The following is a 25,737-nucleotide window of genomic DNA, read 5'->3' as shown; positions in this document are numbered from 1 at the left end:
CCCGTTGTTGGGTCAAAAATTGACGGTAAACCACACCGAGTAAGTGCTTGTTTGCCTATGCTTGTTGAGGAGATCCTCCATATAGGTGGAAGTTCTTACACCGAGATTCACACTGACCCTATCGTCCAGTGAGTAACTGAAACTTATATCAGGAGACATTATCTGGGGTAGCATCTCCTCTCCTTCCACACTCAGAAGAAGTAGAAATAACACCCACTTAACCCTGCGCATCGCTAAGCTTCAGGAGAGGTGGCACTAAAGTGAGAGTAAGGAAGGTGGTTACCAGCATTCCACCCACCACCACCACAGCCAGAGGTTTCTGTATCTGGGTGCCTACTCCATGAGACAGAGCTGAAGGCAGAAGTCCTGCAGAAGCTACAAATCCACTCAGTACAACACTGCGCAACTTTTCCTTTGCCGTTGTGATACAAGCCTCCTCCTTTTCCATCCCCAACTTCAAAAGTTGGTGATAGTGATTCATCATTATGGATATATTAAGTAAAGTTATACCCAAGATGGACACAAAACCCACCATGGCAGATACGTTCACCGTTATACCTGCCACGTAAAGACTGAGTACAGAACCAAAAGCCGCCATAAGTACACCCACCATCACCAAAAGAGCGTTCTTTATGGATCGAAGGTAAGAGAATAGCAGAAGGAGTAATAAAAAGAGGGCTACGCTACCGGAGAGAGAAAGTCTTTTAACAAATTTAACAAACTCCTCCCACTGACCGGACCACTCCAGACGGTAACCTTCCGGTAGGTGCAGATATTTGCTGAGGAGCTCCTGAGCCTTTCTGACAGTACCCACCTTGTCCTTAGAAGATATATCAAACTTTATAGGGATGTACCTTTTGTAGTTCTCCCTGTAGATGAAGGAGGGTCCTTCGGTCAGTTTTATATCTGCAACGCTGGAGAGAGGCACAGAATAACCCGACGGAGTAAACAGAGGGATGTTTTTTATCTTCTCTATGTTGTTTCTGTACTCTTCCGGTAAGGATACAAGAAGAGAGAATCGTTTGTCTCCCTCCATCACTTGGGTCACCTCCTTACCCCCTAACGCCGCGGCCACCAGATCTGTAACGTCCTGAGCGTTTATTCCATAAGAGGACGCCCGCTGACGGTCCACCTCTATCCTGAGATAGGGCTGTCCCAGTTCTCTGAACACACCTACTTCTTCTAGCCCATCCACCTTTTGAAGGAGACTTTTGGCCTGCATAGCTAACTTATCTAAGGTATAGAGATCGTCGCCAAAGATCTTCAGGGAGTTTTCTCCCTTAACACCGGACATAGCCTCTGCCAAGTTATCCTGTATGTACTGGGACACGCTAATATCTGCGTAGGGGAAGAGGGATGCCACCTTCTGTCTTATCTCCTCTTCCAGGTCCTTTTTGTTTAGGCCATCCCTCCACTGAGAGTAAGGTTTAAGATCTATAAAGTACTCAGAGTTAAAAGGTCCTGTAGGATCGGTGCCATCCTCGGGTCTTCCCACCTGAAACTCCACGGTTTTTATCTCCGGCACGGTGAGGAGAAGGTCCCTTATGCGTTTCGCGTTTTCGTAAGTCTGCTCTAAGGATATAGAATATGGGAATATGACGCGCATGTAGATGTTACCTTCGTCCATTGTGGGTATAAACTCAAAGCCTGTGCGCATCATCAACACCACTGTGAGAATAGCCAGGAGGCCTATCATGACTAACCACAAGGTATGCTTTGTAGAAAGGAGCTTTCTGAGAACTTTTTCGTACAAATTTTCCAGATAAATCCAGAAGAAGGGTGACTTTAAGGAGTCCTTTTTGGCAAAAAAGCGCAGAACAGCTATGAGAAAAGTGAAGGTAAGAATAAGACACGTACCTATGGCAAGGAGGTAGGTTTTTACCATAGGAAAGAAGATCTGTCTTTCTGCACCACTCATAAGAAAGACAGGAATGAAAGCTATAAGTATGAAAAGAAGAGAAAGTATGAGGAGAGGACCAACCTCAACGGTGGATTTGGTAAGCGCAGACAAACCTGCCGGTTTCGAACCTCTTATTCTTAGGTAGTTCTCCATGAACAGTATGGGAATATCTGCTATGATGCCGAAATCTATAGCCGCTATGGAAAGGAAGTTTACCGACTCTCCTTGGAGTGACAGAACACCTAAAGCCACCACCAGAGATATAGGCACAGTAAGGGCCACTGCTAAAGCAGAGACCCAGCTTCCCAAAAGGAGGAGAGTGGTCACAAACACTAGCAGAATACCTTCCAGCGCTATCCATGTTACCTTGTGGATAACCTCGTCCACCAACTTACCTCTCTCGTAGAAGGGAATTACCCGAAAACCTGAGGGCAGTATGTACTTGTTGAGCTGCTCTATCTTTTCTCTTATGGATCTTATGGCAGGTATACTTTTGGCATCCTTGCGTAGAATCACGACCCCCATAACCACATCGTCCTTTCTGTTAAGACCCACTATGCCGGTTCTGGGCAAGTTACCAACTCGTACATAAGCAACCTGATCCAGTGTGATGGGAACATTACCCTTCAAACCAACAACCACCTTTTTTATGTCATCGAGGCTTTTTATAAGACCGGATCCTAACACCACCAACTGTTGTTTTCCTATCTGCGTAGGTACTCCACCGGCACTGCTGTTGGATCTAGAAAGAGCGTTAACCACATCCTGAAAGGAAACACCGTATGCCAGCATTTTCTCCGGTATGAGATCCACCACATAAGCTTTTATAAAACCTCCGTAACTGGCTACATCTTCCACTCCGTAAGCTGTCTTTATATAACGTGCCACCACCCAGTCCTGTATGGTTCGTAAAGTCATGAGATCGGCAGGACCCTCCACTACGTACCGCATCACCTCTCCCAGTGGGTTGGGAATTATCTGAGGCTGCACGTTATCGGGTAAGGACACGGTGGAAAGACGGTTTATAACCTCCTGTCTTGCCTCTCGGTAGGGTATATCGTAAGAGAACTTCAGTTTTATATCACATAGGCTGTAAAGGGAGATGGAGTTTATTCTCTCAAGCCCGCGCATACCCGAGAAAGCTATTTCCAAGGGGAGAGTGATCAGTTTTTCTACCTCCTCCGCCGATCTGCCGGGATATATGGCCACTACTTCCACTATGGGGGGTGAAGGATCCGGAAATGCTTCCACGTTGAGACTTTTGAGAGCTAGCAAAGCACCTAACACCACTATCACCCAAAGGATCAAGACAGTACGGGCGTTGTCCCATACGAAGAGGATCCACCTTACCATCATGGTTTCTCCCAGTTTATGGCCTCGCGTATCACCTCACTACCTGCAGGAAGACCTTCTACAGCCACTCTGTTGTTGGAAAGGGAGGAAACAAATCTTACCTGCACAGGTGTGATCTGATTCTTCTGCCATGCAAGAACATAAAACTTTCCATCCTTGTAAAGGAGAGCATCAGAGGGGATAACCAACAAGGACCTTTCTCCTGTCTGTATTTTCACACTGAGGAGTTGATTTATTCTAAAAGCGCAATCAGAACATAGAGGTTTTACATAAACACTGTAGGATTTGGTGTCAGGATTCACCACATTACCCACATACTGCACCACACCTTCCAAAGATCTTCCAGCAAGTATCAGTTTTACCCTCTGTCCCTTTTGTAAAGATACGTCTCTGTCTTGAGGTATCTGAAGAGCCAGCAGAATACGGTTAGGATCCGCTACACTCAGTATCACCCTATCGGGTGATACCATCTCACCGGGTTGTGCCTTTATCTCATAAACAACACCATCAACGGGGGCCGTTATGATGGAGCTCCCTGATCCTCCTCCGTAATAACTCAGTTTCTTTTCCAATCCGGAAAGTTGCGCTTTTAGTACTTTGTAATTTTGTTCTGCCTCCATAAGTTCCAGTTTTGGTACCGCTCCAGCTTCGTAGAGCTCCTTTTTTACTTGGTAGAGGCGCCATGCGTGTTCCACCTGTGTCCTCAGAGCCGCCATCTGCCAGTAGAGATCTGCCATATCAGGACTCTTAAGAGTGGCTAGTATCTGACCTTTCCTTACCTGATCACCTACCTTCACCTTTATGTCTTGGAGAATCCCCTGAACCTTTGCACTTATCTGGACTGTACCTTCCTTATCGGGTTGTACCAGTGCTACAACATCCAGTGTGTCCGGTACACGCATCTCCTCCACCACTTGGATCCGGGGTGTCAGCCCTTTACTTTCAGTAACAGGCTTAGATTTTTGGCAACCCATCAAGAGAAAGAAGAGGGATAGAAGACCCAACTTTCCTCTTTTCATGGTAGCGCCCACGCTGTCACCAAGAGGGAGTAATAGGCCTGAAGGTATCCATAGTAGCTGGAAAGGAAGTTGTACATGAAAGCTCTGTAAGTGCGCAGTGTGTCCAAAAAGTCCAACACACTGAGACCACCAAGAAGATAGGCCCTCTTGGTTCTTTCCAAAAGTTCGTCCATCTGTCCTTTTAGGTTCTTCATGTTAAGGTAAGACTGCCTGCTGGCAAAGTACTGCAGGTAAGCTTGCCTCACCTGAGTCTCTACCTGCCTTTTGGCTTTTTCCAGCTGAAGTAAGATCTGCTGCCTTGTGCTGAAAGCAGATAGGAGATCACCCTGTCTCCTGTCAAATATGGGGAGGGTTATGGCCACACCTACACCTAAACCAGGTCTGTACTTAACACCGAAAGAATCGTACTCCACACCTACGTCAATATCAGGAATTCTGTAAGCTTGAAGGAGTTTTATTCTGTAATCCCATGAGCGTGCAAGGCTCTCCAGCTGACGTATCTGTGGGTCCTGCGCAACAGCCCTCTTAAGGAGTTCCTCTAAAGAGGCCTCGGGTTCCCCCATGTTCTCTTTGAGGGGTTCTATATTATCCATGTTGAGGAGAAAAGACAGTTGATAGAGGTCGGACTTATAGTTAGCCTCTGCCTGAAGGATAGCATTTTGAAGATCTACTCTATAGGCCTTAAGCTTCATAAGATCTATAAGACTTATAACACCCTTATTCCACTTTTCCTCCTGTAAAGAGAGAATCTTGTCGTAACTACCAAGATCTTCACGAAGGTAGAGAAGGTACTCCCGGTCGGACAGTGTCTTAAAGAAAGCTTGCACATAGTTTAGATAAGCATCCCTAAGGGTTTGTAAACTTGCGTACTGCTGAGCCTTTACTCCCATGTCCTCCGCTAAAACTCTGTAGTGACGTTTTCCCCCCAGTTCTATCTGTTGATCTAACCTCACCGAGAAGAGGGTGTTGGAGTTATCTCTGATCCTTCCCCCAGAAATCTCTGTACCTGTGTAACTGACGCTCAGCGTTGGGTTAGGAAGCAGTTTTGCCTGTAACAGAGAGCCTTTTGCTTTCTCTACCTCCAGAAGACTTATCTGTACATCGTGATTTCTCTTCCTTAAGATGCTGAACCCCTCCATAAAAGAGATCTCCCAACACCAAGCTGTCGAAACCAATAGGAGAAACATCAACAACATGGCTAGTATTCTACGCGGTCAGTATTAAAATTTCATAAAGTGCTTTACCTTCTTCTGTACGTAGCCTTTGAATTCACAGATACTCTATTTACCTCTTACCTCTTTTACTACATTCTTCCCGGAGAATCTTACCAACACACTAGCACCATCCAGTACGGTTTACTTCTCACGTGGCTGAATTTGCTAGGTCTCATCACAACGCCCTTTCTCTCTAGGAGGCCCGTCTTACTCTTACCGTTGACAGCTCTCGTAGTGGGTCTGCTTCTCATCCTTCATCACTGGTATCTGATAGCTCTTCTCTACGTGCTTCACATCCCCCTCATGCTGTGGTACGACGTTGTCATATCCCTCTTTGAGCGCTACAGTTTTGTGGCAGGTTTGTCTTATGCCTTTGGCTTTGTAGGTGCAGGACTTGTCCTTATGAACTTTAGTCAAAGGGTGTTTCTTCTTACAGGCGGCTTATACATGCTACATCTCCTCCTCCTGTTTCCCATAGCAAGAAGGCCCGTGGACCTCCGTTTCCGGCTGTTTCCTCCAATGGGACGTGCGGAGATTCTCGCCTTTATGATCATGGGAGAGTTGGTAGAAGTGTTTACTTTCTTCTCTTACCGTATACTTAAGGACTCTTTCAATGTATCAGAGGATAACATCCGTTACGTGATGGCTCTGGCTCTTCTTTCGGCGTGTGTATCCTCCTTAATACTGGGTTATCTGCTGGACTTTCTGAAACCCGAGGTGGGAGGTTTACTTACATCCGCCTTTCTTTTGGTCCTTGGCATAGCCTTTTTCAGCAGGGTGGTAGGTCCTTATCTTTTGGGATCTTTGGCAGGTGTAGGTGTTGCCTTATACTGGGTCCTTTTCAGAACCTACCTTATTCGTAGCTATCCCAACAATTTCTCGGAACTTTTCTTCTTCATGTTTGCTTCTTCTTACACGGTGGGTGGTTTCGTATACTCAACTCTTTACAGCCTGACAGCAGATCACAGGTACTCTGTACTTCTCATGTCCTTGGCCCTTTTACAGCCCCTTTACACCTTTTTGGCAAAAGTCAGAACCACTCGGTAATGGGTGGAATCCTCCCGTACTTCCATACCTAACTTCAGCAAGTTCACTATCTCTTCCACTATCTTTCTTCCTATACGGTAAGAGCTTTCGTCTGTGTAGGCATCTTCCCGTTTCTGGTTAAGGATCTCCAGGCGAACGTCTTGTTCCCTGTCTTCCAGAGATACCTCTACAGAGGAACCTTCAGGCGAGTGTTTGAAGGCGTTATCCACCAAGTTGAGTATAAGGGTGTAAATGAGTTCGTAGTCACTCACTATACTGACATTGTCCAGTCTAAGGTGTAGCACTTTATCGGAAAAAATACTTTGGTATTGATGAGCTATCTCTTCTACCACTCCCTTTAGATCTACGAAGGTAAAGGTAGGTTTTATAAAGGATCCTTCTGCCAGTACCTTAAGGTTTTTGTTGAGTTTTACCAATCTCCTTATAGCTCTACTTATAGACTTCTTACCCTCTTCGTCAAAGCAGTCTGAGGAATATACACGAGCCAACACAACACTCAGAGGTGTTTTGACCTCGTGGGCAAGATACAGAGCCATATTTCTAAGTTTTTGAGCGTTTTCCTGATAGATTTTTTCCCTCTTTCTCATCTCCCAGTAGGAAAGTAAACTTATCACAACACTTACGATGATGGCACTGCTGCCCAAAGATGCGAGGGTTAAGTACATTTTGTTTCTGAGAGTAGAAAGATTGTTCACCACTATCACATATCCGTTTATCTTTTCCGAATCCACCGGTAAGGCCACCATCACCATGTTGTCCATATAGACTACATTACCTACATTTCTTATTACTTCCTGAAAGTGCTTTTCCACATAATCTATCTTTTTATCTGAGGAATAAAGTAGGTTTCCCTTATAATCAGTTACAAAAATTTTGTACTTTGATGTTAAAAAAACATTATGGAGTATGTCAGGATCACTTTCCACAAGGGCCTTTATGTCTCGTGCCAAATTGATTAGGTTGTCCTCTTCTGCATCCTTCAACAGCATATACATGAGGGATACGCTGGTTACAGCCAACAGAAGAACGGGGGTGAAAAACTTAAGATAGTTGTATAAAAAGAGGATGAGTCTACTTCTTGTGCCTGTCATCTTTTACAAGCATATAACCAATACCTCTGTAACTTACTATATCCAAACCTACCTCTTTCAGTATCTTCCTTATATTATGAACGTGGGTCCTGAGGCTGAACATATCTGGTGCCTCGGTAATATCCCAAGCGTAAGACATAAGAGACTGATAAGTGACTGGTTTTTCTGCATTTTCCATAAGCTTTATCAGAATGAGGAGCTGTTTCCGTGGTAGCCTTACCTTTTGACCTTTCACCGTTAACTCCATACTCTTCATGTCCACCTTAAGGTCACCAAAAGATAGGGTGAGAGAGGGAGAAGATCTCTTTAACCTTCTTACCAAAACACCTATTCGTGCTATGAGTTCCTCAGGTTCAAAGGGTTTTACCAGATAATCCTCTGCACCTTTTTCTAAACATTCCACTTTTGTTCTAACATCGTCCTCCACAGTGAGTATCAAAGTAGGAACACCCTTTTCCCTTAGAATAGGCAGTAGCTCCTCCCCTCTGTCACGCCCTAACTGTAAATCCAACACGCATACATCGAAGATCTCGAAAGAAGAAAGTATCTCCTTTGCCTGGTAAAGATTACGGGCCACCTTTGTGCTCCATCCTTTAATACCAAAGAGTTTCTCCAAAGATAAGACCATGTCTAGATCATCTTCTACGAGAAGAATCTTCATGGCAGAGCCGTATGTATGTAAAGTTATTCCCCAAAATGCGGAACTTTCTGGCGATCTGCAGACGGTAAGAACCGTGTCTCAGTATTCTGTCGGAGAAGAACCACACAAAGTTTTCCTCCACGAGGGCCACTATGTCGGCTGGTGCAAAGAACTTATCCAACATCCTCATCACGCGTGGTAAAAAGAGAGGATTCAGTATCACCAAGTCTTCTACATAAATTCTCCTTTTTCTGTAAGAGTAAACGACGTATCCTACTACCTCTCCCGTATCTTGGAGAAACAGAAAACCCCTTTTGTTTTCCGTTTTGAAATCCTCAAAACGGAGTTCGCTTTGCGTCTTCCAGCTTTTCCTCTCAATATTCTTAATTACATAAAATACGTTAAAGTCCCGTGCATCCTTAACCTGCACAAGTTTAATGCTAAAGGCTGTTTATAAAGTTTACATAAAGAAGTGCCAAACTTATAGAACTATGACCTTTACCTTCTCAAGGGTTATAATGCCTCCTTTCAGCATCCCCTTTATATGGGGTAGAACCTGTACTATCTTCTCTTCTGAGTCTATTATCTCTACCACAATGGGTAGATCAGAAGACAGGCGTAGTATACTACTTCCGTGGAGGACGGAGGATCTACCGTAACCTAAAACTCCTTTAAAAACCGTAGCGCCCGCCACGCCTTTTTCCTTGCAGAACTCTACAATATATCTGTAGAGAGGCTTTCCTCGGTAAGTGTCGTTCTCTCCCAAAAAGATCCTCAGGAGGACTGCTTCCTGATACATCACACCACCCTACCCAAGGTGTATCCTGCCCACACCATCAGAAGACCTAAACCGTTGGTGACCAAAAGGTACATTATCCCCTTACCTAGCTCACCGTTCATGAGCATGTAAAAAGATTCGTAGGAGAAGGTAGAAAAGGTAGTAAGACCACCCAGAAAACCCGTTATGAGAAGAGCCCTCACCTGAGGTGGAACGGCAAGGCCTTCCACCAGCCAACTGTAGAAGAGCCCTATAAGGAAGGATCCTACAAGATTCACCACCAATGTTCCTACAGGAAACTCTATACCCGCCCATTCCTGAAAAGTTTTTGCCACAACATAGCGCATGAGGGAGCCCACAGCACCTCCCACCAGCACAGCTATCACGATTCCCATAGCAGAACTTCCTCCAAAGTAACGGTACCGCTCTTTACAGTCTCTTTCACTAGACGGATAAGCTCGTTCAGTCTCTCTTCCCTTTCCACCACTTCCACCACTGCAGGCAGGCCGTAGGAAAGTACCTCTATGCCCTCATAGTGAAACTTACCGGTGGTACCATAGCCTAAAATCGCCTTGAGGAGAGTAGCCCCCTCAAAGCCCTTTTCCCTTAACCTCTTTATAAGCAGATAACCCTCATCTTCTTGGAGAAAAATGCGCACAAGGGTGCGCCGTTCTACCCTTCCAGAGAGGCCTCCCGCACGTTCTTCCTCAGCCATAAGCCGCCTCTCACTTCAAAGAAGGATCTTTGTAACTCCACAAGTTGACGTATGCCTGCCAGAGCCAAGTTCAGCATCTTATCCATATCCTCACGGGAGAAAGTGTGCTCCTCTCCCATAGCGTGTATCTCCGATATCATACCTGAACCTGTAGCCACCACGTTCATGTCCACCTTTGCCCGCGAGTCTTCCTCAAAGTTAAGGTCCAGAAGGATCTGATCATCCACTATACCCACACTCACGGCCGCTACAAAGTCCTTTATAGGTGTAGTGGTGAGAACACCCTCCGTGTAGAGTTTTATAACGGCATCCGCCAGGGCCACAAAGGCACCTGTTATGGCAGCCGTCCTCGTTCCTCCATCCGCCTGCAGAACGTCACAGTCTATCCAAAAAGTTCTCTCACCTACCTTGGTGAGGTCCAAGGCTGTTCTCATGGCACGTCCTATCATCCTTTGGATCTCGTGGGTCCTTCCTCCTACCCTTCCTTGTACAGACTCTCTTATATTTCTGGTCTGAGTGGCACGGGGTAACATGGAGTACTCGGCGGTGATCCAACCTTGCCCTTTTCCTTTGAGGAAGGGCGGGACACTTTCCTGAACAGAAACTGTACACACCACCTTGGTGTCACCAAACTCTACCAGTACGGAACCTTCCGGATGTTTCAGGTAGTCCCTCGTTATCCTTATCTTTCGCAGTTCGTTGGGTTTTCTTCCGTCGGACCTCAAACCTTGGCTCCCATAGCCTTTGCCTTTTCTACCACTTCCTCTATGGTACCCACCATGTAGAAGGCAAGTTCCGGTAGATGGTCGTATTTACCGGTGAGGATTTCCTTAAAGCTCCTTATGGTGTCTTCCAGTCGCACATACTTACCGGGCATACCTGTGAACTGCTCTGCTACGTGGAAAGGTTGGGCAAGGAACCTCTGTATTCTCCTTGCTCTGTTGACGATAGCTTTGTCCTCTTCCGAAAGCTCTTCCATTCCCAGTATGGCTATTATCTCCTGCAGCTCTTTGTATCTTTGGAGGATCCTCTTAACCTCCATGGCGGTGTTGTAGTGTTCTTCTCCCACGTACTCGGGTGCCAGATACTTGGATGTGGACTCAAGGGGGTCTATGGCTGGGTATATTCCCAACTCGGCCAGTCTTCTGGATAGAACAGTAGTAGCATCCAGGTGTGCAAAGACCGAATAGGGTGCTGGGTCTGTTATGTCGTCGGCAGGAACATAGACAGCCTGTATAGAGGTGAGAGAACCCTTCTTAGTGGAGGTTATCCTCTCCTGAACTTCTCCCACGTCGGTGTTGAGGGTAGGCTGGTATCCCACAGCGGAAGGAAGTCTTCCCAAAAGGGTGGACACCTCAGATCCAGCCTGGACGAACCTAAATATGTTGTCTATGAACACAAGGACGTCCTGACCTTCCACATCTCTGAAGTACTCAGCCATGGTTATACCTGTCTGAGCCACCCTGAACCTAACACCGGGAGGCTCGTTCATCTGCCCGTACACCATGACGGTGTAAGGAAGAACACCAGACTCCTTCATCTCTTTCCAAAGGTCGTTACCTTCCCTCGTCCTTTCACCCACACCGATAACCACAGAAAAACCTTTATGAAACTTAGCTATGTTATGGATAAGCTCTTGCATAAGAACCGTCTTACCAACCCCTGCACCACCGAAGAGACCTACCTTTCCACCCTTTACGTAAGGCTCCAGAAGGTCTATCACCTTTATACCTGTCTCCAGAATCTCCACTTTGGTGGATTGCTCTTCCAGAGGAGGGGGATCTCTAAAGATAGGCCAGTACTCTTCCGCATTAACAGGTCCCGCCTCATCTATAGGTTGTCCTACCACGTTAAAGATTCTTCCTAGCGTGGCTCTTCCTACGGGAACCTTTATGGGACCCCCCAGATACTCCACCTCTTGACCTCTCACCAAACCGTCAGTAGGTCCTAGTGCTATACTTCTGACCCTATGCTCGCCTATGTGTTGTGCTACCTCAAAGTAAAGGTCGTCCTCTGTCCAGTTACCCCTGTCATCCACAAAACGCCTACGCGTTTTAAGACCGTGTCTTACTGGAGGAAGCTCCTTACTGTCAAACTCTACGTCCACAACGGCACCTATAACCTGCACTATCCTTCCCTTCATAATCAAAACCTCCTCTTTATCTTCACTTCATAGCCTCCACCGCGTTAACTATATCTACAAGCTCGTAAGTTATGGACTCTTGTCTCGCCTTGTTGAAGATAAGGGTCCACGTTTTTATGAGTTCGTCGGCATTTCTGGTAGCGTTGTCCATAGCTACCATACGGGCAAAGTGTTCCGCTGCGTTGGACTCAAGAAGAGCTCTGTAAATTTGGTAGTTGAGGTAAAGTTCCAACAACTTGTTGAGAAAAACGTCCTCAGCTACCTCAAACTCATACACACTCAGGTCGTCTTCAGAAGTTGGAGCACCCTCAAAAGGTAAAAAGGTCCTCACCACAGGTTTGTAGCTGGCCCTCGTTATCATCTCGTTGTTGATGAGATAAACACGATCTGTCTGTTTTCTGACATACCTCTCTTGCAGAAGTTGAGCCACCTCTTTGACCACACCAAAGTTGATCTCCTTACGAAAAACCTCCTCGTAAGCCTTCAGTACGTTATAGTTCCTTTTGGAGAAGTGCTGAGCACCCTTCCTACCTATGAGGATCAGGTTAACGTTAACCCCCTCTGAAACCTTACGCGAAAGAAGGTCTTCGGCCGTTCTTATGACGTTGGAGTTAAAAGCACCTGCTAGGCCTCTGTCTGCTGTTACCAACACCACATCCGCCACTCTCTCCTCTCTAACCTCAAGGAGTGGGTGATCCGATATACCTGAACGGGTAAAGAGATGAGATATCATCTCGTAAAGTTTCTCCGAGTAGGGTCTGGAGGCGTAGATAGCTTCCTGCGCTTTGCGCAGTTTAGCCGCAGAGACCACCTTCATGGCGTTGGTGATTCTCCTCGTGTTCCTTATACCCTGTATCTTCCTCCTTATTTCCCTCGGAGACAGCTTTGGCATAGTGAAGTTTTATTATATCATAGTATCCTCATGAGAGTGGTTATAGTGGGAAACGGACCTGCGGCCGTATCTGCCATAGAGGCCTTCAGAAGTGTGGATACTGAGTCGGACATAATAGTTCTGTCGGACGAACCTTATCCTGCCTATGCTCCCAACTGTATGGAGAACGTGATAAGGGGAGACATATCGGAGGAGGCTCTCTTTTACAAAGGAGGTTACGGTTTTTACGAGAAATACCGTGTAGACTTTAGGGGAGGAAAGCAGGTGGTAAGCATAGACAACAAAAGGAAAGTGGTTATCCTCAAGGGAGGAGAGGAGATAAGCTATGACAAATGTTTACTGGCCGCGGGGGCGTCGGCCTTTATACCTCCTATCCCAGGAAAAGAGCTGGGGGGCGTTACCACTGCTAAGAACCTTGACGATGCCAAGCGTATCAGGGAATGGGTCCTCTCGGGAAAAGTCAGAAAGGCTGTCATAATAGGTGCTGGCCCTATAGGGGTGGAGGATGCAGAGACCCTCAGGCACATGGGGGTGGAGGTCAGTGTGGTGGAGGTTTTTGATAGAGTTCTACCCCGTATGCTGGACAGGTATATGGCTGAGAAGTACATGAAAGTTCTGGAAGAGGAGGCTGGCATAAAGTTTTACCTAAATCATCAGGTGGTGGCCATACATGGTGAAGATGGATGGGTTGAGGCTGTGGAGATACAGCAGGCGGGCAGTGACAGGAGAAAGTTCATACCTGCCGATATGGTAATTCTTTCCACGGGGGTGAGGCCAAGAACTTACCTGGTGGAAAACACCGATATAAAACTCCACATAGATGAAGTGAGGGGAAGGGTTGTAGGTGGTATTTTGGTCAACCAGTATCAGCAAACCTCGGATCCCGATGTGTTTGCTGCGGGAGATATATGCTCCGGTTTGGACGCATGGGGTAATCACAGGTGGATAGCTCTCTTCCCTCCTGCCGTGCAGGGAGGGATGGTGGCCGGTTTCAACATGGCGGGTCTTAAGGTGAAAAACCCAGGTCTTGTAGACTACAACGCTGTGAAGACAAGATTGGTGACAGCTGGTAGTGGTGGTACCTTTGAGGATGCCGAAAGCTCTCTGAGTTTTGAGTACGGGAATTATCTCGTTAAAGTGTTTCTGAAAGAGGGAAAGGTGTGTGGTTATCAGTTTGTGGGACTTCCCGTTAAAAAACCCATAAACCCTCGCAACAAATTTCTAAAGGGAGAGATTCAGATAAAGGGCATGGGTCTTGAAGCTTCAGGCGTTCTCTTCCACCACTTTATAAGACTTAGATATAGAGAGGTAACACCTGCGGTGATAGAGGCTATAAGAAAGGGCTTTTTGCGGGCTCTGGGGCTTCCGGCCTTTGAGGTTCCTCTCTTCATCAGGGAGTAAACACCTCCACACGGTTCTTTCCCATGTTCTTGGCTCTGTAGAGGGCAACGTCAGCTCTCCTTATGAGTTCATCTAAACTCTTCACATCAGGGGTGTAGGTGGCAACACCCGCGCTGAGAGTTGTGTATACCTCCACACCGTTGTGAAGTACCACACTGCCCTCAAAAGCTATCCTTATTCTCTGGGCAAGAGAGACAGCTCCCTCCAGTGGTGTGTTGGGAAGAAGTATACCGAACTCCTCACCTCCCAATCTGGCAGGGACATCAGAATGTCGCACCATACTCTTCAGTATATTGGCCAGATTGATGAGTACCGCATCACCCAACTGATGTCCGTACGTATCGTTAAGGCTCTTAAAGTTATCCACGTCCAGCATTACGAGGGACAGGGGCAGATTGTACCTTTTGGCGTTCTCAAGTAGTATCTGGGCGTGTTCAAAAAAGAACCTCCTGTTGGGAAGACCCGTCAAAGAATCGTGGTAGGCCATGCTGTGGAGCTCCTCTATAGCCTCCCTTAGGTGAAGGGCCATCTCCTTTATAGCCTGTCCTAAATCCTCTATCTCATCTCCCTCTGAGGAGGGCTTCAGTGTATCCAGAGCGGAAAAGTCCTTATCCTTTAGAGAGAGGGCCACGTTCCTGAGATTCTCTATTCTCCTCACCACACCTTCCACAAAGGACCACAGAAGTAACAGGGCCACGAAGGTAAAACCACCCGAGTAAGACACCAAAAATACAAGAAGGCCGTAAAAGTTAATGTAATGAGTAGAAACATCCTTAACCAAGAGGAGTTTACCAAAAGGATAACCGGAGGCCTCTACAAGAGGAATCTCCACCACTAAAAACTTCTCAAAGAGAGAACCGTACACCCGGTAGCCTGTCAGATTTACGGGAATTTTCAAAAGGTTAGGCGATGAAAAACCTCCCACCACGTACTGATCCAGCACAAGTTTACCTTTCATGAAAGTATCTAAATCTGAAGCTGAAAAGTTTTCCTGTACGTAACTTTTTTGATAGAGGATCATGTAATGAACGTCTTCCAAAAGTATCATAAGCCTCAACACCCTCTCAAGAAACACACCCCGAAAGAAACATCCCTCATCTGTTCTTACGTCCCTTCCCCAGTACAAACCATCGGGTTCAAGACGAAAATGCCTTTCGGAAGATCTACAGTTGGTGGAAGGCTTAAGTAAGTAAGTACCTTCCTTTTCCTTCACTAAGGTTCCTATGATCCTGTAAATTCTATCTCTTTCCTCCGTCAATGCACTTGCTATGAGCTTAGAGGTGCTCCAGTAAAGGATAATAACAGTAGGAAAAAAGGACAAAAGGAAGGAGGCCAGAACCCTAACGAAAACTTTTCTCTTTAGACTCATAGAAAGAGTTCTTCTCTTAACTCTCCATCAAAAACCCACACCACAGGACCCTCAAGATAAACCTCTTGAAGATCAGGTAGAAAGTGAATGCGTAGAAGATCCCCTCCTTTGGTGAAAACATCCACCGGTGACCCTTTCACCCAACCTTTCAGATAAGAAACGATAGCACAGGCAGTGGCTCCCGTCCCGCACGCCAGCGTTTCACCTTCCACACCCCTCTCGTAGGTTCTAACCTTTATCTTGTTTTCTCCCACCACTTGCAAAAAGTTAACGTTGGTCCCTTTAGGTTCAAAGGCAGGATGGAACCTTACGGCTCTTCCTAAGCTCACCACATCTAAGGAATCTATCTCCTCCACTCTCACCACAAAGTGGGGAACGCCTGTGTTGATAAAGCTCCCCTCCAGCCGTGTACCCTTCACATCAAGGGTTACATCTCTGTAATCTTTAGGCTTTGTGAGGAGAACTTTCACTCTCCTTCCCTTTTCCAAAACCTCCGCCTTTATGATGCCCGCCAAGGTCTCAAATCTCACCTCTTGACCGGCTATGCCCCTTTCGTAAGCAAAACGCACCGCACACCTTGAACCATTACCACACATCTCCGCTACAGAACCGTCGGAGTTGAAGAACTGCCATTTGAAGTGATTTTTCGGATCATCAGGACTCTCTATGAGGATAAGGCCATCTGCGCCTACACCGGTGTGAAAGGCACATACCTTGACAACAAAGTCCTTCATATCTAAGCGAAGGTCGTTGACGAAACTATACACCTTACCATCTCTGTTATCCAATACCACAAAATCGTTTCCCGAAGCGTGAAGTTTGGAAAATCTCATGCTAATATTATACATATCAATCCCTGATCATGCTCAGTATTGCCAGCTTGAAACCTTTTCCAGAACCTTCCCCATATCATCAAACCAGTATTCTCTATAACCCTCAGAAAGTCTATTGACATCGTCAGTTTTAAGAAATAACCACACACTTACACTTAAGCCATTATAATTAAAAACCTTCTTTTTGCCATTCTCCTCAAAGAGTTTTTTATAACCGTCAACTTTATGCTCATAATCCGTATGCTTTGTCCCTTTTGGATCAATAAAAACTATAAAGTAATTATTACTCTTCTTCAGCCAAAATATAAAGTCAGGATAAAAGTTGCGACGGCTGTTCGTATTTGGATCATAATAAGGAATGTAAACCTCGTCCAAACTTTCATCTATCTTACTGAACAACCACCAATCAAAGTTTTTAAATTTGTTGTCCTCCCTATCTAAGTATTTTTCAAGCTCATTGATAAAATCCACCTCACTCTTAGTTTTGATTATGTGCTTTATGTAATCAATCTTTTCATCTTCTGACAAAATAACGGGAATGTAATAATGATTAAGTATGTATTTTATGTTAATCCTTTTACCACCATGTTCAAAGTCTTCCTTATTCAAAGAACGTAAAAGTTTTCGCTTTAATTCATCAGATAAATTACTTTCTTCTATTTGTTTCTTTTCGCTTTCGTAATTCTTCACCTTTTCAATCTTATCTTTCAGATTCTCAATATCCTCCAGATAAACCTTTATGTTTTTAAAATGCCTGATCTCATCCTCCAGCTCTTTCAACTTATCAACCTCCTCAGGAATAACCGAGAAATAATCAAAAATTCTCTGAATAAGTAGATCAGGATTTTTATATTCCCTGCCGTTTTTCTTATAATATTTTTCTTCGTAATTAAAACTCTCCTTCAGGAATTTAATTTTCTTAGGTTCTGTGTTATACAACATAAGAAGGATTCTATCATCTATTGAATTTACATATTTTTTAACGAGATCAAGTTCCTCCTTGCTTATCTCAAACTTTGGAGGTTCTCTTTTTTCTACAAGTAAATAACCCGCTTTTTTATATTTAGGAATGAGAAGAAGTTTCCCATTTATGGCATCTTCATTCTTATAAAGTGAAATACTGGCTTCTTTCTTTTCACTTTTCAGCTCTTTAATAACTGTCTCTAACGCATTCCTGTTTGTTCCAAAGATAAATAATGTTTCAAGCGGAAGAATGTTATCTTTTACTTTATTAAACAAGTCTTCATCAATCTCTCCTGAATTGTAAAGAAATAACAGTCTTCTCCTTTTGTTTTTCATTGGCTCAATTCTCACACCCCTACCAATGGATTGAAGAACGAATTTTTTCGCATCAACACCAACCCCTATGTTTATGAATAAAATCACATTGGGCCTGTTGGAATCCCACCCTTCGTAAAAAGCACGAGAACCCATGAGAATGTTAATAGATGAATCATCTCTGTTTAAGCTTTCAAAATAGCTTTCGTCCTGGAAACTTTCCTGAACTTCATAACCGGAAAATCCCTTCAACCACTCCAATGTGTCCCCAATTTTTATTAAAGCAAAAGGCTTATCACTTGTTTTCAGTTTAAAAGCAAGCTCCTTTTTCTCTCCTTTTCTTCTTAAAACCTCAATCTCTCCAAAGGACTCGGCATTATAAACGTACTTCAAAATATCATCTTTTGTTATACTGTTAAAATCATTCTCACTGGCTTTAAACTTCTCTCCATCCTCATAAATAAATTCCGGCTCCTCTTTAATCTCATTCCAAAGTTCTGTCTTCGCCTGATGGAAAACATCGTCGGAAATCTCCCCCCTACCTATCCTTTCAAGTTCTCTGAAAAACAACTTTAAATCTGAGTCCTCCGTATTGACAGAATTCACGAGAACTAAAAGTAGCGGATTATGGTATAGATTGAGAGGTTTTAATTTTTCGTAAAACTTCTTTGTGTATGTCAGAATTATAAGCGCTTTTAAAACTATCTTCTGTTTTTCATCTTCATTGTAATCCTCTTTTTCTTTGAAAGCCCTTACCTCTTGCTTTAGTATGCTTATGTGCTTCCCATAACCTTCTTGAATGAAAGAACCCAAATTAAACTCAAAAACTGTGGTGATGATGTCCCTTATATCAGTAAAAGTTGCAGAGAAGTTAAATAGGAACCCATTTCTTGAAAGGATAGAGTATATATGCTGACTTTTTGACTCTTCTTTATCTCCTTTATGTGCCTCATCAAGGACTATATACCACCTTCCACCGTTATCGTAGTTTCTGAAATCAATAATCTTCTCCCTCTGTTCATCCCCTATGAGGTCTGATCTGTAATAGAATACAACTGATTTAGTCCCAAATAGGCTTCTTTTAATGTCTTCATATTCCTTTAGCTCTCTTAATTCAATCTTTATATTATTTGATCTGTTTGCTTCTTCAACATGCTTCTTAAACTGAGAGATAAGATCATCTCTATGTGATAGGAAAAGAATATCGCATTCTGGTATCTCCTTTCTTTCCATAAGTTCCATCAATATATGTATTAGCTTTATGATGACCAGTGTTTTACCGCTTCCCGTAGCCATCCAGAAGCTCATTCTGTTTATGAAGTTCCAGTATGGAATCTTACCGTTCTCTTCTTGGTAATAATCCTTGAGTAGTTCATAAATTCTTTTGTTGGTTCTTCCATCCTTTATATCAAAATCTTCCTCAAGCCCATTATTCTTATATCTTTCAAATAGCAGGCGTTTCCTTTCCTTGTTTTGACTTAAATCTTCACCATCACTATAATCCTTTATATCTTCGTAATACAACCAGAGAGCCTTTATTGCGTTCTCAAGAGCTTTTTGCTGGAAACTCCATAACTTCTTTTCCTTTGAGAAAGACTCCAGGTCAAAAGAATTCCAGTTAGAGGGAAGATGAGAGAAGTTTATGTCTTTTACCATGTTTTGTAGGATAAGCCTAACCATCTCTACCACCAGATTAAAGGTTTTATAATCTTATAGTCAATGTCCTTCAGATCTATTCTTTCCCCATCTTCAAACTCAACGTAATCAGAAGTTATCTTCTTTATCCACTTACCCAGCAAGTTGGAAAGCGTCTCAGCCAAATCTATGTTATCGTATAGCTTACTCAGATCCACCTTTACTTTATTATTCTCATAATCAATCTCTACCGCTTCCAGCATCTTTAAGTCTTTCAGGAAAACATACTGATTGTATATATCAGTGTATGGATTTTCAAACAGATCCTCTGAGTCCTCATATTTAGCCCTTCTTAAAATATCTTCGTATTGCTCCAGCTCGTAGTATTTGAAGAAACCACCCGCGTTCTTTTCGTTATACTTTTCTTTTACATCCTTCTCCTTTGATATACCTGACTTATCATAAGCCAAAACCTTTTTCATTCTTGGTAAAACTACCGTGTAAAAATGCTCTCCCATCTCCACTCCAATCCATTTTCTTTTAAGCTTGTGCGCCACCGCCGTTGTTGTGCCAGAACCAAGGAAGAAGTCCATAACTAAATCGCCTTCGTTGGATGTGGATTCTATGACACGCTTTAGAAGAATTTCGGAGTTTTCTGTTTTAAATCCCCATCCAGATGAATATCCCGGAATATCAAGCCAATTGTTATCTAAAAAATCTTCTTCTCTGATAGGAACCCAATATTTAACTACCCCATTTTCTAATTTTATAAAATCTCTAATGCCTGTTCTCATAGAATATGATTCTATACTTTCTCCTGTTTCCTTACTTTCTTCTAAATACTTTTTATAATTTTCGACAGCTTTAAGTGCTCTTTCTTTCCCCCATTTCCAATAGTAATTTTTGGGAGGAAGTAAACCAAATAGCTCATATCTCATTGTTGGTCTTTCCCCGCTTGGTTTCATATCATAAAAAGTACTCCAGTAGCCGCCTTTTTTCTTAATTGGTATTTTAAATCCGTGATATCGTGTTTCAGGATTAGAAGAATACCAAAAAATGTTATCATACATCACACCTATTGATTTAACTCCTTCAAATTGTCCAAACATTGCTGATTTCGGAGCACCTCTTTTTACCACTATCTCATTCCTAAAATTCTCCTCTCCAAAAATCTCATTCATAAGTAGTCTCACATACATATTCCCGTTATAATCACATCTAACAAATATGCTTCCAGTATCTCTAAGCAAATCCCTCGCCAATCTTAACCTGTTTTCCAACATAGTTATCCAAGTAGCGTCCTTATACTTTACAGAGTAGAAATAATCCGCATCTTGTTCTTTGTTAAACGGTGGATCAATATAAATCGTCTGCACCTTTTCCTTAAACTTCGGCAAAATCGTATTTAATGCCTGATAATTTTCACTCTTAATCAGCCAGCCGTCAAGCTCATTATCTAAATCGTCAAATAACCCCAGTATCTCAAGCTCCAGATCCTTAAAGTATTTCGTATCAATTGGTAAAAACTGATATTTTTCATTTAATTTTCTACCTGTTAAAGTGTTTTCTAAAATCTTATTCTTATCAAAATCCTCTTCAACTATCTTCAACTCCTTCCACTCTTTAATCTGTTCCTCAAAGTTTTGATGATTTAAAATCTTTTCAATAATCTCTAAATTCTTATCTTTCTTGGCTATTCTGTCAAGAGTTATTACGTAATTGGAGTTAATGACAAATCTCGGTTTATTCCATATCTTTACCAGCTCATCCTCAAACTGAGAGATGAAGTCAATAATCTTAAAAGCAATATCCTTCAATACCTGAAGCTGTTTTATCCTTCTTTCGGTCCAGACATTGTTTTCTTTAAAAACATACTGATAAAGCCACAGATCAAACTGCTCTTTGAGAAACTCCTTTGCATTCTTGTTTATGAAGAAATCTACTTCCGCCTGCCTTTCAAAGGTCCTAAAAGCTCTCTCTAGCACTTCTTCACTTAGTCTAATTCCCCCTTTTCTCAGATCCTTTATTATGTCATCTATATTGGTTTTTCTTCCCCTCTCCGAATAATGAACTTCAAAAACAATTGTGTTATCCGCTCTTACTTCTTTCAGCTCATAAATCACTTCTCTTTTTTCATTTGCTTTTTTATGCTCCAGCTTGGAAGCATCAAAGAAAAATTTATAACCATCTATTTCTACATTCAAACTTTTGAATAACCTGTCTGTTTTTACATAGTAAAGCATGTGCGTTTTCCAGAATAAGACCACATCTCTATCATCCGTGTAAATTCTGTCATATATGCTTTGATAGTATGGTGTGTGAACAAAGTATATTGAACCGCTTTCAGAAAAGTATCTTTTAAAGAAGGTGTAAAGCTTATCAAAAAGCTCTTCTCTAAAATCAGGAAATTCCTTTAATGAGCTATCAATATCTTCTTTCAGTTTAGGAAATACGCGCTTTTCGTAATATTTAGACTTTATCCTCATTAAATTAATGTATCCTGATTCACCTTCTATCTTTTCTCCTACAAAGACGTTTTTTAACGCTTCAAAAAACCTCCGCTCCTTTTCCATGTATTAATATTATATATTCCAATGGAACTTATTATAGCTTTTACAATAGGCGCTGTTTTGGGAAGTTTTTACAATGTGCTTATACACCGTCTTCCCAGAGGTATGTCTATAGTTCACCCACCTTCCCATTGTCCCAACTGTAAAACCAAGATAAGATGGAGAGACAACATACCCATTTTATCTTACCTGCTTTTAAAAGGAAGATGTAGATACTGCGCTCATCCCATACCTTTAAGATACCTCCTGGTGGAACTGGCTTCAGGCCTTCTGGCTGTTCTGTGCTACCTAAAGTGGGGACTCTCTTATGAGCTGTTGATCTTCTACTTTTTTTTCTCTGCCTTACTGGTGGCTTCTGTTATAGACTGGGAGACTTTTCTACTTCCTGACAGTATAACCTTAGGGGGTTTGGTTACAGGGCTTGTCCTCTCTTTTTTCAGAAGGGACATATCCCCGTGGGAGAGTTTCCTGGGTGCTGCATTGGGAGGAGCTTTTTTTCTCCTCATATATCTTTACTACACGCGCCTTAGGAAGGTAGAAGGATTAGGATTGGGAGATGTTAAGCTTATGGCTTTCATAGGTTCTTTTACGGGACTATACGGTGTTGCTTACGCTGTGGGACTTGGTTCTGTACTGGGTCTTCTTTACGCCTTTCCCATAATACTTAAGAATAGAAACCTTCAGTTTGTGATACCTTACGGACCCTTCCTGTCAGCAGGGTGTTTCTTGGGTGTTATGCTGGATCTCAAGAGATTTTTGGTTAATTTTTAAATGCTATGAAACTCTGGGTAAACGGAGAAGAGAGAGAGGTGCCGGATGGTATAACTGTCATGGATCTTCTGGAGGTTTTGGGAGTAGCTTACAGAGAGGTAGGTCTTGCTGTGTCCATCAACGAGGAAGTGGTACCCAAGGGAGAGTACAGGAACAGAGTCCTTCAGGAGGGAGACAGGGTGGAGATCATCCATTTGGTAGGTGGTGGTTAAGGAGGGACACCCCAATGCCGCCTGCCGGGTCCGTGGGTGTCCCTTTGAAGGCGGGATACAAATAGCCCGGCACCCGAACATGCAGAGTTCGGGTAAAGAGGTGTGGACATGACAGATTGGGAAAAGTTGCTGGAGGACGACTATCTGGAGATAGCAGGTAGAAGGTTCAGGTCTCGCCTCATAATAGGGTCCGGAAAGTTCAAGAGCTTTCAGGAAACCAAAGAGGTTCTTGAAGCATCTGGTGCTGAGATAATAACGGTGGCTGTAAGGCGCGTCAACATAACGGATCCTAATAAGGAGAACCTTTTGGACTATGTGGATCCCAAAAAGTACCTGATACTACCTAACACGGCTGGATGCTACACGGCGGAGGAAGCCATAAAGACAGCCATGCTGGCAAGAGAGGCCACCGGAATAAACTGGGTGAAACTGGAGGTGATAGGAGATCAGAAAACTTTACTGCCTGACATGGAAGAAACCTACAAAGCTGCCAAGTATCTGGTTAAGGAGGGTTTTGTGGTACTTCCCTACATCTTTGACGATCCTGTTTATGCCAAGAAGTTTGAAGACATAGGGTGTGCTGCGGTGATGCCTTTGGCAGCTCCCATAGGCTCTGGTCTGGGCCTTCAGAACCCTTACAACATCATCTTCATAAGGGAGGCTGTATCAGTACCTGTGATAGTGGATGCAGGTATAGGTAGTGCCTCTGACATACCACCTGTTATGGAGCTGGGTGTAGACGGCATCCTCACCAACACCGCACTGGCTGAGGCAAAGGATCCTATAAAGATGGCTGTGGCTATGAAGTACGCCGTTATAGCAGGCAGGCTGGCTTACCTGGCGGGCAGAATGCCCAAGAGAACATACGCTGTACCCTCTTCACCCCTTAAGGGAGTACCCTACAAGTCATGATGGACGTTATAGTGGTAGGAGCCGGTATATCGGGTCTCTCGGTGGCCTTCAGACTGTCAAAGGAAGGCCTCAAGGTGAAGGTTCTGGAAAAGGAAGAAGAGCCCGGAGGAAACATACGCACGCGGAAAGTGGGTGACTTTCTCTGTGAACTTGGTCCCCAAACGGTGTTGGCCGATGGGGAGGTGGTAGATTTCTTCCGTGAGGTGGGTATACAACCCCAGGAAGCCTCGCCTTCCTCCTCCGTTAGATATATCTATAAGAGAGGAAAACTTATCCCACTCCCCAATAGTCCCGTAAAGTTTCTCACCTCTCCCCTGCTATCCTTAGGTGGTAAACTGAGGGTGTTGATGGAGCCCTTCGTGGCACCTTCTGTAAAAACAGAAGAAACGGTGGCTCAGTTTGTAAGAAGAAGACTGGGAGAAGAGTTTCTTCACTACGTGATAACTCCCTTCGTGAGGGGTGTGTACGCCGGTGACCCGGAGGAGCTCTCCATAAAGTACGCCTTCAGAAGGGTATACCAGTTGGAGAGAGAGTACGGAAGCCTGATAAGGGCTGCCATCAAGTTAAAGAGGCTCGGACCTCCGGGAAAAATAATCTCCTTTGAAGGAGGAAACCAGAGCATCATCCAACAACTGGCCAGTTATGTGGATCTAGAGACGGAGAACGTGGCACTCCGTATAAGGAGGAAGGACGATAGATACATACTGGACACCAAAGAGGGAAAGTACGAAGCACGGTGTGTGGTAGTGGCATCTCCTGCCACATCTGCAGGTTATCTTCTGAGGGATATCTCTTGGAGTGCTGCGCAGGAACTGGACAAAATATACTACGCCCCAGTAGTGGTGGTACATGTGGCCACATCTCAGAATATACCTGACGGCTTCGGTTTTCTGGCACCCCAGAAGGAAGATCTGAGGATACTGGGAGTTCTCTTCTCCTCACGTATCTTTCCTAACAAGGCTCCGCAAGGGAAAGAACTCCTCACCATCTACATGGGAGGTGCCACCGATCCGGAAGTGGTAGAGTACGAAGATGAGCTCATAATGCGTATAGTGGAAGAAGATCTAAGAAAGAGCTTGGGTCTAACCCAACTGGAGTTCCTCCTCGTTACACGGTGGAAGAGAGCCATACCTCAGTACACACTGGGATACGGTAGATACATAGAACTGGTGGAAGCACTGCAGAGGGAAAACCCTGGACTTTTTATAACAGGCAACTACCTGGAAGGTGTGTCTGTGGCGGATTGCATAAAGAGATCCAAAAGGGTGGTACAGGAGGTGGTAAAGTTCTTCCGATGACACTGGAAACCTTGCCCTTTCCTCTTTGGGAAGGAGTTATACGCCTTACACTGGCTGCCTTTCTGGGAGCCCTCATAGGTTTTGAGAGAGAAAGGAGGAGGCAACCCGCAGGTTTTAGAACTCATGCCGTTTTGGCTCTAGGGTCCTCTCTCATGAGTCTGCTTTCTGTATACGTATCTTACCGTTACGGAAACCACGCAGACCCAGGAAGGGTGATATCTCAGGTACTGGCAGGTATAGGATTTCTCGGTGCAGGCGCTATATTACGCATGGGAACCTCTGTCAAGGGGCTTACCACAGCAGCCAGTCTGTGGACCACAGCCGGGATAGGACTGGCTGTAGGTGCAGGTATGTATATGTTGTCTGTGGTTTCTGTATTTCTCTTACTGGGTATACTGGCTCCTATGAGTAGGATAGAGAGGGAACTTTTGGGGAAGAGCACAGCTCTACTGACCTTGATGTTGGAGGAGGTACAGGACCCTGTGGAGTACCTTAGAAGTATAGGGGATGTAAGGATAGTGATGTTGGAAAAAAGGGAAGCTGGATACTATATCAAGCTGGAGATACCTTTGTACGGAAAAACTCAGCAGGATCTTATACAGGAACTCCTAGATCGTAAGGAGGTAAAGGCGGTAGAACTTTTGTCTGCTCCACCCAGTTTGTGAT

At 44.1% G+C, this 25,737-nt stretch carries 24 protein-coding genes; 7 read left to right on the top strand and 17 right to left on the bottom strand.

From position 1 onward, the window contains the following. Positions 1–12 precede the first annotated feature (12 nt). Genes THAL_RS06630 through THAL_RS06615 form a run of 4 tightly spaced genes read right to left on the bottom strand, consistent with a single transcriptional unit; the run spans position 13 to position 5,411 of the window. Complete coding sequence (locus THAL_RS06630; protein ID WP_012992340.1) at positions 13–231, bottom strand: hypothetical protein; 219 nt, start codon at positions 229–231, stop codon at positions 13–15. Beyond that, on the bottom strand, positions 218–3,256 hold the full coding sequence (locus THAL_RS06625) for an efflux RND transporter permease subunit (protein ID WP_012992339.1): 3,039 nt from the start codon (positions 3,254–3,256) through the stop codon (positions 218–220). The genes THAL_RS06630 and THAL_RS06625 overlap by 14 nt, the downstream gene beginning before the upstream one ends. Further along, positions 3,253–4,272 carry an efflux RND transporter periplasmic adaptor subunit gene (locus tag THAL_RS06620; RefSeq protein ID WP_012992338.1) on the bottom strand — a complete coding sequence of 340 codons (1,020 nt, stop codon included), beginning with the start codon at positions 4,270–4,272 and terminating at the stop codon, positions 3,253–3,255. The genes THAL_RS06625 and THAL_RS06620 overlap by 4 nt, the downstream gene beginning before the upstream one ends. Next, on the bottom strand, positions 4,269–5,411 hold the full coding sequence (locus THAL_RS06615; protein WP_169301986.1) for a TolC family protein: 1,143 nt from the start codon (positions 5,409–5,411) through the stop codon (positions 4,269–4,271). The genes THAL_RS06620 and THAL_RS06615 overlap by 4 nt, the downstream gene beginning before the upstream one ends. 96 nt (positions 5,412–5,507) lie before the next feature. Here THAL_RS06615 and THAL_RS06610 point away from each other — a divergent pair, with 96 nt between their 5' ends. After that, positions 5,508–6,533 carry a hypothetical protein gene (locus THAL_RS06610; protein ID WP_012992336.1) on the top strand — a complete coding sequence of 342 codons (1,026 nt, stop codon included), beginning with the start codon at positions 5,508–5,510 and terminating at the stop codon, positions 6,531–6,533. On the opposite strand, the gene THAL_RS06605 is transcribed toward THAL_RS06610, so the two are convergent. Genes THAL_RS06605 through THAL_RS06565 form a run of 9 tightly spaced genes read right to left on the bottom strand, consistent with a single transcriptional unit; the run spans position 6,497 to position 12,792 of the window. Beyond that, positions 6,497–7,624 (bottom strand): sensor histidine kinase, encoded by a 1,128-nt coding sequence (locus tag THAL_RS06605; RefSeq protein ID WP_012992335.1) that lies wholly within the window; start codon positions 7,622–7,624, stop codon positions 6,497–6,499. The genes THAL_RS06610 and THAL_RS06605 overlap by 37 nt on opposite strands. After that, entirely contained in the window at positions 7,605–8,285 is a 681-nt protein-coding gene (locus tag THAL_RS06600) for a response regulator transcription factor (protein WP_012992334.1), read from the bottom strand. Before THAL_RS06600 ends, THAL_RS06605 begins: the two co-directional genes overlap by 20 nt. Continuing rightward, on the bottom strand, positions 8,260–8,694 hold the full coding sequence (locus THAL_RS06595) for a hypothetical protein (protein WP_012992333.1): 435 nt from the start codon (positions 8,692–8,694) through the stop codon (positions 8,260–8,262). The genes THAL_RS06600 and THAL_RS06595 overlap by 26 nt, the downstream gene beginning before the upstream one ends. Positions 8,695–8,745: 51 nt before the next feature. Beyond that, positions 8,746–9,063, bottom strand: coding sequence for a DUF190 domain-containing protein (locus tag THAL_RS06590; protein ID WP_012992332.1), 318 nt, complete (start codon positions 9,061–9,063; stop codon positions 8,746–8,748). Continuing rightward, positions 9,063–9,437: a fluoride efflux transporter CrcB gene (gene crcB / locus THAL_RS06585; protein WP_012992331.1), complete on the bottom strand. Its 375-nt coding sequence runs from the start codon at positions 9,435–9,437 to the stop codon at positions 9,063–9,065. The genes THAL_RS06590 and crcB overlap by 1 nt, the downstream gene beginning before the upstream one ends. Further along, complete coding sequence (locus tag THAL_RS06580) at positions 9,425–9,757, bottom strand: DUF190 domain-containing protein (protein WP_012992330.1); 333 nt, start codon at positions 9,755–9,757, stop codon at positions 9,425–9,427. Before THAL_RS06580 ends, crcB begins: the two co-directional genes overlap by 13 nt. Further along, positions 9,715–10,482 (bottom strand): ribonuclease PH, encoded by a 768-nt coding sequence (gene rph, locus THAL_RS06575; RefSeq protein WP_012992329.1) that lies wholly within the window; start codon positions 10,480–10,482, stop codon positions 9,715–9,717. The genes THAL_RS06580 and rph overlap by 43 nt, the downstream gene beginning before the upstream one ends. Next, a complete protein-coding gene (gene atpD, locus THAL_RS06570; RefSeq protein WP_012992328.1) occupies positions 10,479–11,900 on the bottom strand; it encodes a F0F1 ATP synthase subunit beta in 1,422 nt (473 codons plus the stop codon). The genes rph and atpD overlap by 4 nt, the downstream gene beginning before the upstream one ends. Before the next feature lie 22 nt (positions 11,901–11,922). Further along, positions 11,923–12,792, bottom strand: a complete 870-nt coding sequence (locus THAL_RS06565) for a F0F1 ATP synthase subunit gamma (RefSeq protein WP_012992327.1) — start codon at positions 12,790–12,792, stop codon at positions 11,923–11,925. A 30-nt stretch (positions 12,793–12,822) separates the two neighbouring features. Here THAL_RS06565 and THAL_RS06560 point away from each other — a divergent pair, with 30 nt between their 5' ends. Continuing rightward, positions 12,823–14,193 (top strand): NAD(P)/FAD-dependent oxidoreductase, encoded by a 1,371-nt coding sequence (locus THAL_RS06560; protein ID WP_012992326.1) that lies wholly within the window; start codon positions 12,823–12,825, stop codon positions 14,191–14,193. Here the strand turns inward: THAL_RS06560 and THAL_RS08200 are convergent. From THAL_RS08200 to THAL_RS06540, 4 genes are read right to left on the bottom strand one after another with little or no spacing between them, the layout of a single operon-like run. Continuing rightward, on the bottom strand, positions 14,183–15,562 hold the full coding sequence (locus tag THAL_RS08200; RefSeq protein WP_012992325.1) for a diguanylate cyclase: 1,380 nt from the start codon (positions 15,560–15,562) through the stop codon (positions 14,183–14,185). The genes THAL_RS06560 and THAL_RS08200 overlap by 11 nt on opposite strands. Next, entirely contained in the window at positions 15,559–16,395 is an 837-nt protein-coding gene (gene dapF, locus THAL_RS06550) for a diaminopimelate epimerase (protein ID WP_012992324.1), read from the bottom strand. The genes THAL_RS08200 and dapF overlap by 4 nt, the downstream gene beginning before the upstream one ends. Before the next feature lie 33 nt (positions 16,396–16,428). Then, positions 16,429–19,353 carry a DEAD/DEAH box helicase family protein gene (locus THAL_RS06545; protein ID WP_012992323.1) on the bottom strand — a complete coding sequence of 975 codons (2,925 nt, stop codon included), beginning with the start codon at positions 19,351–19,353 and terminating at the stop codon, positions 16,429–16,431. 2 nt (positions 19,354–19,355) lie between these two features. After that, on the bottom strand, positions 19,356–21,881 hold the full coding sequence (locus tag THAL_RS06540) for a DNA methyltransferase (RefSeq protein ID WP_012992322.1): 2,526 nt from the start codon (positions 21,879–21,881) through the stop codon (positions 19,356–19,358). A 21-nt stretch (positions 21,882–21,902) separates the two neighbouring features. On the opposite strand from THAL_RS06540, the gene THAL_RS06535 reads away from it, so the two are divergent. The 5 genes from THAL_RS06535 to THAL_RS06515 all read left to right on the top strand — a co-directional run bounded on the left by THAL_RS06535 (position 21,903) and on the right by THAL_RS06515 (position 25,736). Continuing rightward, the gene (locus tag THAL_RS06535; RefSeq protein ID WP_012992321.1) at positions 21,903–22,649 is read left to right on the top strand and encodes a prepilin peptidase; all 747 of its coding nucleotides are present in this window, start codon (positions 21,903–21,905) and stop codon (positions 22,647–22,649) included. Between the two features lie 5 nt (positions 22,650–22,654). Then, entirely contained in the window at positions 22,655–22,861 is a 207-nt protein-coding gene (thiS, locus tag THAL_RS06530; RefSeq protein WP_012992320.1) for a sulfur carrier protein ThiS, read from the top strand. 108 nt (positions 22,862–22,969) lie between these two features. Continuing rightward, entirely contained in the window at positions 22,970–23,773 is an 804-nt protein-coding gene (locus THAL_RS06525; protein WP_012992319.1) for a thiazole synthase, read from the top strand. Next, entirely contained in the window at positions 23,770–25,071 is a 1,302-nt protein-coding gene (hemG, locus tag THAL_RS06520; protein ID WP_012992318.1) for a protoporphyrinogen oxidase, read from the top strand. The genes THAL_RS06525 and hemG overlap by 4 nt, the downstream gene beginning before the upstream one ends. Then, the gene (locus THAL_RS06515; RefSeq protein ID WP_012992317.1) at positions 25,068–25,736 is read left to right on the top strand and encodes an MgtC/SapB family protein; all 669 of its coding nucleotides are present in this window, start codon (positions 25,068–25,070) and stop codon (positions 25,734–25,736) included. Before hemG ends, THAL_RS06515 begins: the two co-directional genes overlap by 4 nt. Position 25,737: the final 1 nt, after the last annotated feature.

The organism is Thermocrinis albus DSM 14484 (assembly GCF_000025605.1).
GTDB classification, from domain to species: domain Bacteria; phylum Aquificota; class Aquificia; order Aquificales; family Aquificaceae; genus Thermocrinis; species Thermocrinis albus.
Note: the sequence above shows the minus strand (reverse complement) of the source record. Positions and strands in the feature narration are given on the sequence as shown.